The sequence below is a fragment of the Bacteroides sp. D22 genome (assembly GCF_000163675.1).
Classification (GTDB): domain Bacteria; phylum Bacteroidota; class Bacteroidia; order Bacteroidales; family Bacteroidaceae; genus Bacteroides; species Bacteroides xylanisolvens.
This window is the reverse complement of record NZ_GG774803.1, coordinates 1-14,731: the sequence shown is the minus strand read 5'-3', so window position 1 is coordinate 14,731 and position 14,731 is coordinate 1. Positions and strand designations below refer to the sequence as shown.

Here is a 14,731-nt window from a genome sequence, read left to right as displayed (position 1 = left end):
CCACAGATTACAGCAGCAATGGATATATAGATAATAGTTTCCATTTATGTACTTTTTTGCGGTTCATCCTAGGATCTTCTATTTGTTTACAAAGGTCAATTATGCCAATTTTCATGTTAGTTTATGTTTTATAATATCTTATAAAGATAAGGAAAATAATCGACATATACAATAGATAATACACTAATAGTCAATAATATAAAAATAAAATACAAGTTGTAAGATAGTAAAAAATATAATGCGTCGACCCTGAATCGTCAAATATACAAAAATAACAAGTAGAAAACAAGTAAAGATTAGATTATTAATCAAGACCGATGCAACGCTTCAATCAATAACGTTATATTGGCCGTAAACAACCTTACAGAAATAGCCAATAAGATGATACCAAAAAACTTACGAATAATATAGATACCACCTTTTCCCAAGAAACGTTCTACACGACCAGTCATACTCACTACAAAGTAAACCCAAATCATGTTCAATACTAAAGCTATAATGATATTAACACTGGCATATTCCGCCCGAAGAGAAAGCAAAGTAGTAAAAGCTCCGGCACCTGCCAACAAAGGAAAGACAAGCGGCACCAAAGTAGCTTCTTTGATAGGACCCTGATTTTTGAAAATCTCAATATCCAAAATCATCTCCAAAGACATGAGGAAGATAACAAACGCACCGGCAACTGCAAACGATTCGATATCTACATGGAAGAGTTTCAGCATCATATCTCCCGCATAGAAAAATCCGATCAACAAAACAAAAGAGATGACGGTAGCTTTCATTGCATTCACATCTTTCCCCTTTTCTTTCAGGTTAATTATAATAGGTATAGAGCCGATAATGTCTATCACGGCAAAAAGTACGATAAACGCACTAACCATCTGTTGCCAATTGAAGCCTGCAAACATAATTTCCTCCTTTTTTTCTGCAAATATACTCTATTTTTATACATTCAAACAATAAAAAAAACAAAAAGAAGGGTCAGATATTGACAGCCGTGTTGTATTATGAGTAAATTTGTACGATTAACAAGAGATTACAACATATGGAAACAATGTTCGACACTTTGCTCCAATTGCCTTTATTTCAAGGTCTTTGTCATGAAGATTTCACAAGTATTCTGGATAAGGTCAAGCTACACTTTATCAAGCATAAAGTAGGAGAAACTATCATTGAGAGTGGTAGTCCGTGTAAACAACTCTGCTTCCTGTTAAAAGGCGAGGTTTCTATCGTCACAAATTCCAAAGAAAATATATACACCGTCATTGAACAGATGGAAGCACCTTACCTGCTGGAACCACAGTCGCTGTTTGGCATGAACACCCATTACACTTCTACTTATGTGGCACATACAGAAGCGCATACTGTCAGTATCAGCAAAGCATTTGTACTTAGCGATCTGTTCAAATATGAAATATTCCGGCTCAACTATATGAATATCGTAAGTAACCGGGCACAAAATCTTTACTCCCGCTTATGGGAAGAGCCGACACAGGATTTAACAGAGAAAATCATTCGCTTTTTTCTGTTGCATTGTGAAAAGATTCAGGGAGAAAAGATATTCAAAATGAAGATGGACGATCTTGCCCGCTACTTAGATGACACCCGGCTGAATACTTCAAAAGCACTCAATGAGCTACAAGACAAAGGATTATTAGAATTACGCCGGAAAGAGATTCTTATTCCGGATGCACAGAAGCTGGTAAGCGAATAGATACGGACTGGCTCATTATAAAAAGACCTATTCATCATAAAAATAGCCTCAACAGGAATTCCTATTGAGGCTATTTTTAGATTATAAAGTGTTATTATTCCCACTCAATGGTTGCTGGTGGTTTAGAACTGATATCATAGGTTACACGGTTCACTCCCTTCACCTTATTAATAATATCATTCGATACCTTACCCATAAATTCATAAGGCAGATGCGCCCAGTCGGCTGTCATGGCATCTGTAGATGTCACAGCACGTAAAGCAACTGCTCTTTCGTACGTACGTTCATCTCCCATCACGCCTACAGACTGTACTGGCAACAAGATAACTCCTGCCTGCCATACTTTATCATACAATCCCCAGTCACGCAATCCCTGAATAAAGATATCATCAGCATCCTGCAGAATACGTACTTTTTCAGGAGTAATATCACCCAGAATACGCACTGCCAGCCCCGGTCCCGGGAACGGATGGCGGGTAATCAGATGTTCCGGCATACCCAACTCACGACCTACCCGACGAACTTCATCCTTAAACAACAAACGAAGTGGCTCACATAATTTCAGATTCATCTTTTCAGGAAGTCCACCTACATTATGATGGCTCTTTATCACTGTACCCGTGATAGACAATGACTCGATGCAATCCGGATAGATTGTACCTTGAGCCAACCATTTCACGTCTTTGATCTTATGAGCTTCTACATCGAACACATCGATGAAACCCTTACCTATAATCTTACGTTTAGCTTCCGGTTCGGCCACACCAGCCAGTTCCGTAAAGAACTTTTCGCTGGCATCAACGCCAATCACATTCAAACCAAGACATTCGTAGTCTTTCATCACATTCTTGAACTCATTCTTACGCAGCATACCATGATCTACAAAGATACAAGTCAAGTTCTTGCCGATAGCTTTATTCAGCAGCACTGCCGCAACCGATGAATCGACTCCACCACTCAAACCGAGAACAACCTTATCATCACCCAACTGTTCTTTCAGTTCGGCAACCGTGCTCTCAATAAAAGAAGCCGGCGACCAATCTTGCTTGCAGCCGCAAACATCTACCACAAAGTTCTTCAGGATTTGAGTTCCGTCTTCACTATGGAATACTTCCGGATGGAACTGGACACCCCATACCTGCTCCCCTTCTATCTGATAAGCAGCAATCTCTACTTTATCTGTTGAAGCTATTTTCTTGAAATTATCAGGAATAGCAGTAATCGTATCTCCATGACTCATCCACACCTGCGACTCCTCACGCACTCCTTTAAACAGTACATTATCTTTGCAGAAAGAAGCCAAATGAGCACGTCCATACTCACGCGTTCCGGCCGGTTCCACTTTTCCGCCATTGGTGTATGACAGATACTGTGCACCATAACAAATACCCAATATCGGATATTTACCACGAATTTCACTCAAATCTACTTTGAAAGCATCTTTATCGTAAACCGAAAAAGGGCTTCCGGAGAGAATGACTCCTTTAATAGTCGGGTCTTCTTTAGGAAACTTGTTATAAGGAACGATTTCACAATACGTATCCAATTCACGTACACGGCGGCCTATAAGCTGTGTTGTCTGCGAACCGAAATCAAGAATTATTATTTTTTCCTGCATATCAATGGTTGGATTTTGAATAAATTGAGTTGCAAAAGTAGAAAAAAGTACGCAATCTATATTAATAATGAAGAGAAAAATAAAGGAGATTCACAAGTTTACACCCGAAATCTCCTTTATTTTAATTAGAATCAATTATTTTTTTCTTTCAGCAAATCACGTATCTCCGTCAACAAAACTTCTTCTTTCGTTGGCGCAGGAGGAGTTGGAGGAGCAGCCGCTACTTCTGCCTGTTTTTTAGTTGTCAGTTTCGTGATCAAACGTATAAATAAAAATATAGCAAAAGCGATAATCAGAAAATCAAAGGTGGCCTGCAGAAACTGGCCATAATCCAATGTCACAGCCGGAGCTATCTCCTTACCGTCAGCACCGATCTCTGCCGCTTTCATCACCCATTTCAAATCCGTAAAGTTCACACCGCCAACCAATAAACCAATCGGAGGCATAATAACATTAGCAACCAATGATGATACGATTTTTCCAAACGCACCACCAATAACAACACCGACAGCCATGTCTATGACGTTACCTTTCATGGCAAACGCCTTAAAGTCCTGTAAAAATGTACTCTTTCCCATCTTTTTTCAATATTTAATGTGAATTTAATGCGCGAATATAAAAACATTTTTGTAATTTTGCACCGCATTTGAAAATAAAACAAGTGCGGAGGTAGAGAGATATTTGAACAAATATTATAAAACCCTTAAAAGTTTAAACAAAATGATTAAAGTAGGTATTAATGGATTCGGACGTATCGGACGTTTCGTTTTCCGCGCTGCAATGACAAGAAACGATATTCAAATCGTAGGTATCAATGACCTTTGCCCGGTTGATTACTTGGCTTACATGCTGAAGTATGATACAATGCACGGTCAATTCGACGGTACTATCGAAGCAGATGTTGAAAACAGCAAATTGATCGTTAACGGTCAAGCTATCCGTATCACAGCTGAAAGAAATCCGGCTGACTTGAAATGGAACGAAGTAGGTGCAGAATACGTTGTTGAATCTACAGGTTTGTTCTTGAGCAAAGACAAAGCTCAGGCTCACATCGAAGCTGGTGCAAAATATGTTGTAATGTCAGCTCCTTCTAAAGATGACACTCCGATGTTCGTTTGCGGTGTAAACGAAAAGACATACGTAAAAGGTACTCAATTTGTATCTAACGCTTCTTGTACTACTAACTGTTTGGCTCCTATCGCTAAAGTATTGAACGACAAGTTCGGTATCCTTGACGGTTTGATGACTACAGTTCACTCTACAACTGCTACTCAGAAAACAGTTGACGGTCCTTCTATGAAAGACTGGAGAGGTGGTCGTGCTGCTTCTGGCAACATCATCCCTTCTTCTACTGGTGCTGCTAAAGCTGTAGGTAAAGTAATCCCTGCATTGAACGGCAAATTGACTGGTATGTCTATGCGTGTTCCGACTTTGGACGTATCTGTAGTTGACTTGACAGTTAACTTGGCTAAACCGGCTACTTACGCTGAAATCTGCGCTGCAATGAAAGAAGCTTCTGAAGGCGAATTGAAAGGTATCCTGGGTTACACTGAAGATGCAGTAGTTTCTTCTGACTTCTTAGGTGACGCTCGTACTTCTATCTTCGACGCTAAAGCAGGTATCGCTTTGACTGATACTTTCGTTAAAGTTGTATCTTGGTATGACAACGAAATCGGTTACTCTAACAAAGTTCTTGACTTGATCGCTCACATGGCATCAGTTAACGCTTAATTAGAAGCTTGAACCATATAGAAAACCGCTGCGGGAAACCGTAGCGGTTTTTTTATACATTTCATTTTATATATTGTTAAAAAGCAACGTGTTATCCGTTGAATAAGCGACAATTTTAGTAGCTTTGTACTTCTATGGAGAGATTATTAATAACATTGATACTAGTTTGCACTATGAGCAATATAACAAACGCCCAGAATCCTTTCTACGGGCAATACCATACGCCGCACGGAACCGTGCCGTTCGACCGGATTGAAACAGAACATTATGAGCCTGCTATCCTTGAAGGAATCAAGCTGCAAAATGCTGAAATAGAGGCTATCATACAGAATCCGGAAAAGGCTGATTTTAGCAATACGATAGAAGCTTTCGAAGCATCAGGGGAATTACTGGATAAAGTAGTTGCCGTCTTCGGTAATATGTTGAGCGCAGAAACGAATGACGATCTGCAAGAACTCGCTCAAAAGATTATGCCGTTGCTTAGTGAACACAGCAATAATATCACACTGAATGAAAAGTTATTCGCACGTGTGAAAGAAGTGTATAACCAGAAAGAGACTTTGCAACTGACACAGGAACAAAAACAGTTACTGGAAAATGCATACAACAGTTTTGTTCGTCATGGTGCCAATTTGGAAGGAGAAGCGCGGGAAGAGTACCGCCGCCTGACTAACGAGTTGAGTAAACTGACGCTTACTTTCAGTGAAAACAACCTGAAAGAAACAAATGCCTATCAGATGCTGTTGACAAAAAAGGAAAGTCTCGCCGGATTACCCGAAATTATCATAGAAGCTGCTGCTGAAACAGCCAAGAGCGAAGAAAAAGAAGGATGGGCGTTCACGCTTCATGCTCCAAGCTACGTTCCTTTCATGACGTATTCCGACAATCGTGATTTACGCCAGAAATTGTATATGGCTTACAATACAAAATGTACGCACGATAACGAATTCAATAATATCGATATCGTAAAAAATATAGCCAATACACGTATGAAAATAGCCCAGCTATTGGGATACAAAGATTATGCGGAATATACGCTAAAGAAAAGAATGGCTGAAAACAGTGAGTCTGTATACAAGCTGCTCAACCAACTGCTGGAAGCATACGCTCCTACCGCACAACAAGAATACAAAGAAATTCAAGAACTGGCCCGCGAAGAGCAGGGAGATGATTTCGTTGTAATGCCTTGGGACTGGAGTTATTACTCAAACAAACTGAAAGACAAAAAATTCAATATCAATGAAGAAATGCTCCGTCCTTACTTTGAATTGGAACAAGTGAAGAAAGGAGTGTTTGGACTAGCTGAAAAGTTATATGGAATTACTTTCCGGAAAAATACAGAAATTCCGGTTTACCATAAAGAAGTGGAAGCCTTTGAAGTGTTTGATAAAGACGGAAAATTCTTAGCCGTCTTATATACTGACTTCCACCCGCGTTTAGGTAAGCGCGCCGGAGCTTGGATGACGAGTTACAAAGACCAATGGATAGATAAAAAGACTGGCGAAAACAGCCGTCCGCATGTATCCGTTGTGATGAACTTTACCAAGCCAACCGAGAATAAGCCTGCTTTATTAACATTCAATGAAGTAGAAACATTCTTGCATGAGTTCGGACATAGCCTGCATGGTATGTTTGCCAATTCCACTTACAGAAGTTTAAGCGGAACCAATGTATATTGGGACTTTGTGGAGCTTCCTTCGCAGATTATGGAGAACTTCGCCATAGAGAAAGATTTCCTCAATACATTTGCCCGTCATTATCAGACAGGAGAAGTTTTACCGGATGAATTAATAAAACGTCTTGTAGACGCTTCTAATTTTAATATTGCCTATGCTTGTCTGCGACAACTAAGTTTCGGTTTACTTGATATGGCGTGGTATACTCGCAACACTCCTTTTGAAGGAGACGTGAAAGCTTATGAACAGGAAGCCTGGAAGGATGCACAAATATTGCCGATTGTACCAGAAGCTTGCATGAGTACGCAGTTTTCCCATATCTTTGCTGGTGGATATGCCGCCGGATACTATAGCTATAAATGGGCGGAAGTACTGGATGCCGATGCTTTCTCATTGTTCAAGCAAAAAGGAATATTCAATCAGGAAGTTGCAAACTCGTTCCGCAATAATATTCTGTCGAAAGGAGGAACGGAACATCCAATGGTACTTTATAAACGTTTCCGCGGACAGGAACCAAGTATTGATGCTTTATTAATCAGAAATGGAATAAAGAAATAAGTATTAAGTATAAGGTATTAAACATAACCGTATGAAGAAGAATATCTATAAAATAGTAGGATTATTACTATTGCTTCCTTTATTTTCAGGGTGTAATGATTCGGACGATGTAGCCGCTATCTTTACAGGAAAAACGTGGAAACTAAATTATATCACTGTGGATGGAGGTCATGAGATGTTTCCCTTCTGGGAAAATGAGGAACAAGAAAAAGCAAGTATCAAAGAACTTAATAAGAATGGTACATACAATATCGTATTTGATGGTACAGTAGATGGAGATGTTATGAACGGAAATATAAAAGGAACTGTCATTGCAACCAGTACTTTTGAAGGAAAATGGAGCGCCAATGCCAAAAACAACAGCTTTAAAGCTACTGTTACCACTGCAGGTAATTATGGTAACGACAAACTCGCCAAAAATTTCATAGAGGGGCTTAATGCTGCTACATCTTACGAAGGAGACAGTAACAACTTATACCTTTTATACAAACCGGCATCCGGTAAACAAACTTTCCGTATGGTTTTCCGGGTAGTTAGTAATAAATAGTAAACAACATGGACACTGAAAAGAAACAATTAGAACTTGACAAACGTTATATACGCATGGCCAGTATATGGGCTGAAAATTCCTATTGCCAACGCCGTAAAGTAGGAGCTTTAATTGTTAAAGATAAAATGATTATCTCCGATGGATATAACGGAACGCCTTCCGGTTTTGAGAATGTATGCGAAGATGAAAACAATCTGACAAAACCATACGTTCTGCATGCGGAAGCAAATGCCATTACCAAAATAGCACGTTCAAACAACAGTAGCGACGGTGCTACCATGTACGTCACCGCCTCTCCTTGCATCGAATGTGCGAAGTTAATCATACAGGCAGGGATCAAACGGGTAGTTTACTCCGAACATTACCGCCTGGAAGATGGAATTGAGTTATTAAAACGGGCGGGAATCGAAGTTATCTACACAGAATTAGATAACCATTCCTCTCCGAATAAATAAGAAGACGAACGTTTTAAAAAAGGAATAGACATGAGTACAAAAAACTCTTCACGTTTTACACCTGTCATCATAGCAGTCAGCGTGGTAGTCGGGATTCTTATCGGTACATTTTATGCCAAGCATTTTGCCGGCAACCGTTTGGGTATTATCAACGGTTCCTCCAATAAGCTAAACGCATTGTTACGCATTGTAGACGATCAATATGTCGACACCGTAAACATGGCCGATTTAGTGGAAAAAGCCATGCCGCAGATTCTGGCCGAATTAGATCCACATTCAACTTATATCCCTGCCCAAAATCTCGAAGAAGTCAACTCGGAACTGGAAGGTAGCTTTAGCGGAATCGGTATCCAGTTTACCATACAGAACGACACCATTCATGTGAATGCAGTCGTTCAGGGTGGCCCTTCTGAAAAGATAGGATTGATGGCGGGCGACCGTATTGTTACCGTGGACGACAGTTTGTTTGTCGGTAAGAAAGTAACCAACGAACGGGCTATGCGCACTCTGAAAGGCCCGAAAGGTTCACAAGTGAAATTAGGTATCAAACGAACAGGAGAAAAAGACTTATTGCATTTCAACATTACCCGTGGAGACATTCCTCAAAATACCGTTGATGCAGCTTATATGCTAAACGATGACATTGGTTACGTGAAAGTCAGCAAATTCGGACGTACCAGCCATGTAGAATTGTTGAATGCACTGGCACAACTCAACCATAAAAAATGCAAAGGTCTGATCATTGACCTCCGCGGTAACACCGGAGGATATATGGAAGCAGCCATCCGCATGGTGAATGAGTTCCTGCCCGAAGGCAAATTAATCGTATACACTCAAGGCCGTAAATATCCACGTGCAGAAGAATTCGCCAACGGTACAGGTAGCTGTCAGAAAATGCCACTCGTCGTATTGATTGACGAAGGTTCTGCTTCTGCCAGTGAAATCTTCACCGGAGCTATTCAGGATAACGACCGGGGTACAGTTGTAGGACGCCGTTCCTTTGGTAAGGGACTCGTGCAACAACCGATCGACTTCAGTGATGGTTCGGCTATCCGCCTGACAATCGCCCGCTACTACACTCCATCCGGACGCTGCATCCAACGTCCATACGAAAGCGGTAAAGATCGTAACTACGAACTGGATTTATATACCCGTTACGAACATGGGGAATTTTTCTCACGCGACAGTATCAAGCAGAATGAGAGCGAACGTTATAACACCAGCCTGGGACGTACTGTTTATGGCGGTGGTGGTATCATGCCGGATATATTCGTACCGCAAGATACAACGGGAGTCACCTCTTATCTTTCTACTGTTATCAACCGGGGACTGACTATTCAATTCACATTCCAGTACACCGACAATAACCGGAAGAAACTTAGCCAATATGAAACAGAGGAAGAATTGCTGAATTACCTTCGTCATCAGGGATTGGTAGAACAGTTTGTCCGTTTTGCCGACAGCAAAGGAGTGAAAAGAAGAAATATCCTCATTCAGAAGTCATACAAACTTTTGGAGAAGAACCTTTTTGGTAACATCATCTACAATATGCTTGGACTGGAAGCTTATCTTCAATATTTTAACAAGACAGATGCTACCGTCATTAAAGGCATTGAGATACTCGAAAAAGGAGAAGCTTTCCCAAAAGCTCCGGTAGCCGTTGAAGAGGAAGAAGTGACGAAGGACAAAAAAGATGGAAAGAAAAAAAGAACTGCGCAAGCGTATAGCATTACTGAAGACCCAACACGCGGATTCGACTATGCGAAAGCTGCAATCAGCTAACATACTGACCGCCCTTGAAGCCCATCCGGCTTTCAGGGCGGCCAATACCGTACTACTATACCATTCGCTAAATGACGAAGTAGACACACATGAGTTTATCCGAAAATGGAGCAATAAGAAACGAATCTTGCTCCCCGTAGTGGTAGGCGATGATTTGGAGCTTCGGATATATACGGGCCCCAAAAATATGTCAATTTGCGGTGTCTATGGCATAGAAGAACCAACCGGGGAAGCATTCACAGACTATGCAGCCATCGATTTCATCGTCGTTCCCGGAGTCGCTTTCGACGCAAAAGGTAATCGTTTGGGACGAGGAAAAGGATACTACGACCGCCTCTTGCCACGCATACCAACAGCTTACAAAGCTGGGATTTGTTTCCCATTTCAATTAGTAGAAGAAGTTCCTGCGGAATCATTCGACGTCCGCATGGATATAATTATAACAATCAATGAAGACGAATTATCACACCCATACCACCCGCTGCCATCATGCGACAGGGAGTGACGAAGAATTTGTTTTAAGTGCCATCAAAGGCGGCTATCAAGAAATAGGCTTTTCAGACCACACTCCGTGGAAATACCACACCAATTATATCTCCGACATCCGCATGCTCCCTGAAGAGTTGCCGGGGTATGTGGAAAGCCTCCGTTCGCTACAAGAAAAATACAAGAATCAAATCAGTATAAAAATAGGATTGGAATGTGAATACTTTCCTGAATATATACACTGGTTAAAAGGAATCATCAAAGAATATAAGCTGGATTACATCATTTTCGGAAATCACCATTTTCATACAGATGAGAAGTTTCCCTATTTCGGCCGGAATACAGATTCGGTAGACATGCTCGAGCTCTACGAAGAGAGTGCTATTGAAGGGATGGAAAGCGGACTATTTGCCTACCTTGCCCATCCGGATTTATTCATGCGTTCCTACCCGGAATTCGATCATCATTGCAAACTGGTCAGCAGACATATCTGCCGGACAGCAGCACGGTTAAACCTACCGTTGGAATATAATCTTGGTTATGAAGAGTATAATGACATTCATGGAATCACCACCATTCCTTACCCGGATTTCTGGAAAGTAGCCGCCCATGAAGGTTGCACCGCTATCATCGGTGTAGATGCTCACAATAATCAATATCTGGAAAATCCTTTTTATTACAGCCGTGCAACCGAAACACTTCGCAAGCTGGGTATAAAGGTTATAGACAGAATCCCTTTCCTCAACGAAAAATAATGTTTGTAATAACCATAGCACCGACTCTCTGATTGAGTGTGCGCACCAATACCTCACGCCCCATCATCAACTCCTGCCGGAGAGCAGCAGAAGTAAGATGCACATACAATGTCTGATTACGAATATAAAGATTGCTGGTATAAGCCGCCGCCGGTCCTAAGACTTGAGGCCAGGCATCCAACAGTCTTTGTTCGTTCAGCGGAGACTCCAAACTCTCCTGACGAAGAAACTGTTGAATCAGTTTTCCTATTTGTTCGGCATCATTGCGCTTCATCGTCAGCCTCCATTTCTTGAATTGTACCCTCTTCTACACGAAATATCTTATAATCACTACCTACCTTATGTAAAATACGGTCCAGATGCCCCCGGTTCGTATCCGTTATAAATATCTGCCCGAAATTGTCTCCGCCCACTAACTTCACTATTTGCTCTACACGGGAAGCATCCAGTTTATCAAAAATATCATCTAATAATAATAAAGGAACAGTTCTGCCCGTACGTTTCAAGAAATCAAACTGTGCCAATTTTAACGCCACCAGATATGTCTTATTCTGTCCCTGCGAGCCTTCTTTCTTTATCGGAAATTCGCCCAACAGCATATTTAACTCATCCTTATGAATCCCCCGCAAAGAGAACCCCATTATCTTATCCCGCTCCCTGCTCTGCTTCAACACTTCCAACAAAGAAGCATCCCGTGCATGAGACTCATAAGATAATCCCACAGCCTCTTTATCCTGCGAAATAAAAGAATAGAAAGATTGGAAAATAGGAATAAACTCCCGGATAAACGCTTCACGCTTCCGGAAAACGATTTCACCGGCTTGAGACATCATTTCCTCCCATACAAGAAACAATTCTTCCTCCACCGGGAACTCACTCTTCAGCAATGTGTTACGCTGCGCCAATGCTTTATTATACCGTATCAGTGCTTCAAGATATTCTTTATCATACTGCGAAATCACTACATCCATAAACCGGCGACGTTCATCACTCCCTCCGGCTATCAATTCAGAATCGGCAGGTGAAACCATCACCAAAGGCAGGAAGCCGATGTGATCCGAGAAACGACTATATTCTTTCTTATTCCGTTTAAATTGTTTCTTCGAACGGCGTTTCATTCCACAATAAATCTCTTCAGGAGTTCCGTCCTCCGCTTCATAGAAACCCTGGATGACAAAGAAGTCTTGTTCATGACGAATATTCTGAGAATCAATCGGATTGCCGGAACTTTTACAGAAGGATAAGAAATACACTGCATCCAGCAGATTCGTCTTCCCCATCCCATTCAGTCCGAAAAAACAATTCAGTTTGGCAGAGAATCCCAGCTCCACCTCTTCCAGATTCTTATAATTTAATATAGATATTCGTTTCAGTATCATTGTGCACACGTTAATTTGTTCACAAAAGTAGCAAGATTTTCGTGGTTTTCGGGTGTAAAACAAAAAAAGATGCTTCTAAATTTCATTTGTAGATATAAAAAAACTACTTTTGCGAGTCGAAATATCAAACTGTGAATAATAACAAAAAGAATCATATAAAATGGCAGAACAAAAGAATCAGAACGAACATCTGAACGTAGAAGATGCACTGACACAATCGGAAGCATTTCTTATCAAGTACAAAAACGCAATTATTGGCGGTGTTGTTGCTGTGATTATTATTGTAGCAGGTTTTATCATGTACAAAAACCTCTATGCTGAACCACGTGAAGAAAAAGCACAAGCAGCTCTTTTCAAAGGACAGGAATACTTTGAACAGGATGCTTTTGAACAGGCTTTAAACGGTGACAGCATCGGTTACACAGGTTTCCTGAAAGTAGCTGATGAGTACAGCGGAACAAAAGCAGCTAATTTGGCAAAAGCTTATGCTGGTATTTGCTACGCACAACTTGGCAAATATGAAGAAGCAGTGAAGATGCTAGATAGCTTCAATGGAAAAGACCAAATGGTTGCTCCGGCAATCTTGGGTGCTGCAGGTAACTGCTATGCACAACTTGGCCAACTGGACAAAGCTGCCTCTACTTTACTGTCGGCAGCAGACAAAGCTGACAACAACACATTAAGCCCGATTTTCCTGATACAAGCCGGAGAAATCCTGGTAAAACAAGGAAAATATGACGATGCAGTAAACGCTTACACTAAGATCAAGGATAAATACTTCCAGTCTTATCAAGCTATGGACATCGACAAATATATCGAACAGGCTAAATTGATGAAAAAATAATACCTTATTATATAAGGAGATCGAGGCACGGATTACACCGGATTAAGCGGATTATCTATTAAAACCGTGGAATCCGTGAAATCCGTGCCTTTCTTCTTAATTTCCCATACTTTCAAACTTCATTTTATAATTCTCAACTTTTAATTTACTATGGCAACAGCTTACCATAACTTATCCGAATATGATTTCAATTCCGTTCCGAATGCAGAAGCAATGAAATTTGGCATTGTCGTATCCGAATGGAACTTCAATATTACCGGTGCTTTACTGAAAGGCGCAGTCGATACATTAAAAAAACATGGAGCAAAAGACGAAAATATTCTGGTAAAAACTGTACCGGGAAGTTTCGAACTAACTTTTGGTGCCAATCAAATGATGGAAAATTGCGATCTTGATGCAATTATTGCAATTGGTTGCGTAATTAAAGGAGATACTCCACATTTTGATTATGTTTGTATGGGAGCAACCCAGGGAATTACCGAATTAAACGCAACTGGCGATATACCAGTTATTTACGGATTAATTACCACAAATACAATGGAGCAAGCAGAGGATCGTGCCGGTGGCAAACTGGGTAACAAAGGAGACGAATGTGCAATTACTGCAATAAAAATGATCGATTTTGTTTGGAGTTTAAATAAATAGTTGTATCTTTGCACCGCAATTGAGAAACAAACCTCCTCAAAAGCAAAAAAAGGGCAAATACCAGAGTGGCCAAATGGGGCAGACTGTAAATCTGCTGTCTTTCGACTTCGGTGGTTCGAATCCATCTTTGCCCACAAAAATTGCGGAAGTAGCTCAGTTGATAGAGCATTAGCCTTCCAAGCTGAGGGTCGCGGGTTTGAGCCCCGTCTTCCGCTCTCCAAAGAGAATCTGAGAAATTAGATTCTCTTTTTTTTGTTTTACTTTAGACCACTAAGATTATGAAGGCTCAGTCTGAAACCGGCTCAGTCTGAAACCTTGGGGGATTGCGTTAAAAGGCTCAGTCTGAAACCTTGGGGGATTGCGTTAAAATTCTTATTTTTGCATCATGAAAACATCCTCTTCCCAAACGATTGATCCTGTTGCTTCTTTAAGCTTGTTCTTGCCTTCAGGAATCCTTGATTACTTTACCCTAGTCAATCATGTTTCTCAGGATACTTGCTTTATTCTTTATTTAGAGGAGAAAGGGCTCAGTCTGAAA

The 14,731-nt window shown here is 40.8% G+C and carries 15 protein-coding genes and 2 tRNA genes; 12 read left to right on the top strand and 5 right to left on the bottom strand.

Annotated elements, in window-relative coordinates; translation table 11 throughout:
• Window positions 1-308: 308 nt before the first annotated feature.
• A complete protein-coding gene (locus tag HMPREF0106_RS15215; protein ID WP_004316176.1) occupies window positions 309-908 on the bottom strand; it encodes a MarC family protein in 600 nt (199 codons plus the stop codon).
• A 137-nt stretch (window positions 909-1,045) separates the two neighbouring features.
• Between HMPREF0106_RS15215 and HMPREF0106_RS15220 the strand changes: the two genes are divergently transcribed.
• The gene (locus HMPREF0106_RS15220) at window positions 1,046-1,714 is read left to right on the top strand and encodes a Crp/Fnr family transcriptional regulator (protein WP_009039673.1); all 669 of its coding nucleotides are present in this window, start codon (window positions 1,046-1,048) and stop codon (window positions 1,712-1,714) included.
• 94 nt (window positions 1,715-1,808) lie between these two features.
• Here the strand turns inward: HMPREF0106_RS15220 and guaA are convergent, their stop codons facing one another.
• Both guaA and mscL read right to left on the bottom strand, forming a co-directional pair.
• Window positions 1,809-3,332, bottom strand: a complete 1,524-nt coding sequence (gene guaA, locus HMPREF0106_RS15225; protein WP_004316174.1) for a glutamine-hydrolyzing GMP synthase — start codon at window positions 3,330-3,332, stop codon at window positions 1,809-1,811.
• Between the two features lie 131 nt (window positions 3,333-3,463).
• Window positions 3,464-3,910: a large-conductance mechanosensitive channel protein MscL gene (mscL, locus tag HMPREF0106_RS15230; RefSeq protein ID WP_004316173.1), complete on the bottom strand. Its 447-nt coding sequence runs from the start codon at window positions 3,908-3,910 to the stop codon at window positions 3,464-3,466.
• Between the two features lie 142 nt (window positions 3,911-4,052).
• Here mscL and gap point away from each other — a divergent pair, with 142 nt between their 5' ends.
• The 7 genes from gap to HMPREF0106_RS15265 all read left to right on the top strand — a co-directional run bounded on the left by gap (window position 4,053) and on the right by HMPREF0106_RS15265 (window position 11,325).
• Entirely contained in the window at window positions 4,053-5,063 is a 1,011-nt protein-coding gene (gene gap, locus HMPREF0106_RS15235; protein ID WP_004316172.1) for a type I glyceraldehyde-3-phosphate dehydrogenase, read from the top strand.
• 173 nt (window positions 5,064-5,236) lie between these two features.
• Window positions 5,237-7,297, top strand: coding sequence for a M3 family metallopeptidase (locus tag HMPREF0106_RS15240; protein ID WP_009039672.1), 2,061 nt, complete (start codon window positions 5,237-5,239; stop codon window positions 7,295-7,297).
• A 31-nt stretch (window positions 7,298-7,328) separates the two neighbouring features.
• Window positions 7,329-7,844: a DUF4847 family protein gene (locus HMPREF0106_RS15245; RefSeq protein WP_009039671.1), complete on the top strand. Its 516-nt coding sequence runs from the start codon at window positions 7,329-7,331 to the stop codon at window positions 7,842-7,844.
• An 8-nt stretch (window positions 7,845-7,852) separates the two neighbouring features.
• Window positions 7,853-8,302, top strand: coding sequence for a dCMP deaminase family protein (locus HMPREF0106_RS15250; protein WP_008020857.1), 450 nt, complete (start codon window positions 7,853-7,855; stop codon window positions 8,300-8,302).
• Window positions 8,303-8,332: 30 nt separating this feature from the next.
• A complete protein-coding gene (locus HMPREF0106_RS15255; RefSeq protein ID WP_008020856.1) occupies window positions 8,333-10,084 on the top strand; it encodes a S41 family peptidase in 1,752 nt (583 codons plus the stop codon).
• The gene (locus HMPREF0106_RS15260; RefSeq protein WP_009039670.1) at window positions 10,062-10,589 is read left to right on the top strand and encodes a 5-formyltetrahydrofolate cyclo-ligase; all 528 of its coding nucleotides are present in this window, start codon (window positions 10,062-10,064) and stop codon (window positions 10,587-10,589) included. Before HMPREF0106_RS15255 ends, HMPREF0106_RS15260 begins: the two co-directional genes overlap by 23 nt.
• The gene (locus tag HMPREF0106_RS15265) at window positions 10,534-11,325 is read left to right on the top strand and encodes a histidinol-phosphatase (protein WP_008771137.1); all 792 of its coding nucleotides are present in this window, start codon (window positions 10,534-10,536) and stop codon (window positions 11,323-11,325) included. The genes HMPREF0106_RS15260 and HMPREF0106_RS15265 overlap by 56 nt, the downstream gene beginning before the upstream one ends.
• On the opposite strand, the gene HMPREF0106_RS15270 is transcribed toward HMPREF0106_RS15265, so the two are convergent.
• Together HMPREF0106_RS15270 and recF are read right to left on the bottom strand one after the other, a co-directional pair.
• Entirely contained in the window at window positions 11,312-11,599 is a 288-nt protein-coding gene (locus tag HMPREF0106_RS15270) for a DUF721 domain-containing protein (RefSeq protein ID WP_004316165.1), read from the bottom strand. The genes HMPREF0106_RS15265 and HMPREF0106_RS15270 overlap by 14 nt on opposite strands.
• The gene (gene recF / locus HMPREF0106_RS15275; RefSeq protein WP_008645622.1) at window positions 11,586-12,704 is read right to left on the bottom strand and encodes a DNA replication/repair protein RecF; all 1,119 of its coding nucleotides are present in this window, start codon (window positions 12,702-12,704) and stop codon (window positions 11,586-11,588) included. The genes HMPREF0106_RS15270 and recF overlap by 14 nt, the downstream gene beginning before the upstream one ends.
• A 160-nt stretch (window positions 12,705-12,864) precedes the next feature.
• On the opposite strand from recF, the gene HMPREF0106_RS15280 reads away from it, so the two are divergent.
• From HMPREF0106_RS15280 to HMPREF0106_RS15295, 4 genes are all read left to right on the top strand, one after another.
• Window positions 12,865-13,548: a tetratricopeptide repeat protein gene (locus tag HMPREF0106_RS15280; protein ID WP_004316163.1), complete on the top strand. Its 684-nt coding sequence runs from the start codon at window positions 12,865-12,867 to the stop codon at window positions 13,546-13,548.
• Between the two features lie 150 nt (window positions 13,549-13,698).
• Window positions 13,699-14,193: a 6,7-dimethyl-8-ribityllumazine synthase gene (gene ribH, locus HMPREF0106_RS15285; RefSeq protein WP_004301766.1), complete on the top strand. Its 495-nt coding sequence runs from the start codon at window positions 13,699-13,701 to the stop codon at window positions 14,191-14,193.
• Window positions 14,194-14,244: 51 nt separating this feature from the next.
• Window positions 14,245-14,327: transfer RNA gene (locus HMPREF0106_RS15290), tRNA-Tyr, on the top strand.
• An 8-nt stretch (window positions 14,328-14,335) separates the two neighbouring features.
• Window positions 14,336-14,408 (top strand) — tRNA-Gly (locus HMPREF0106_RS15295).
• The last annotated feature ends 323 nt before the right edge of the window (window positions 14,409-14,731 follow it).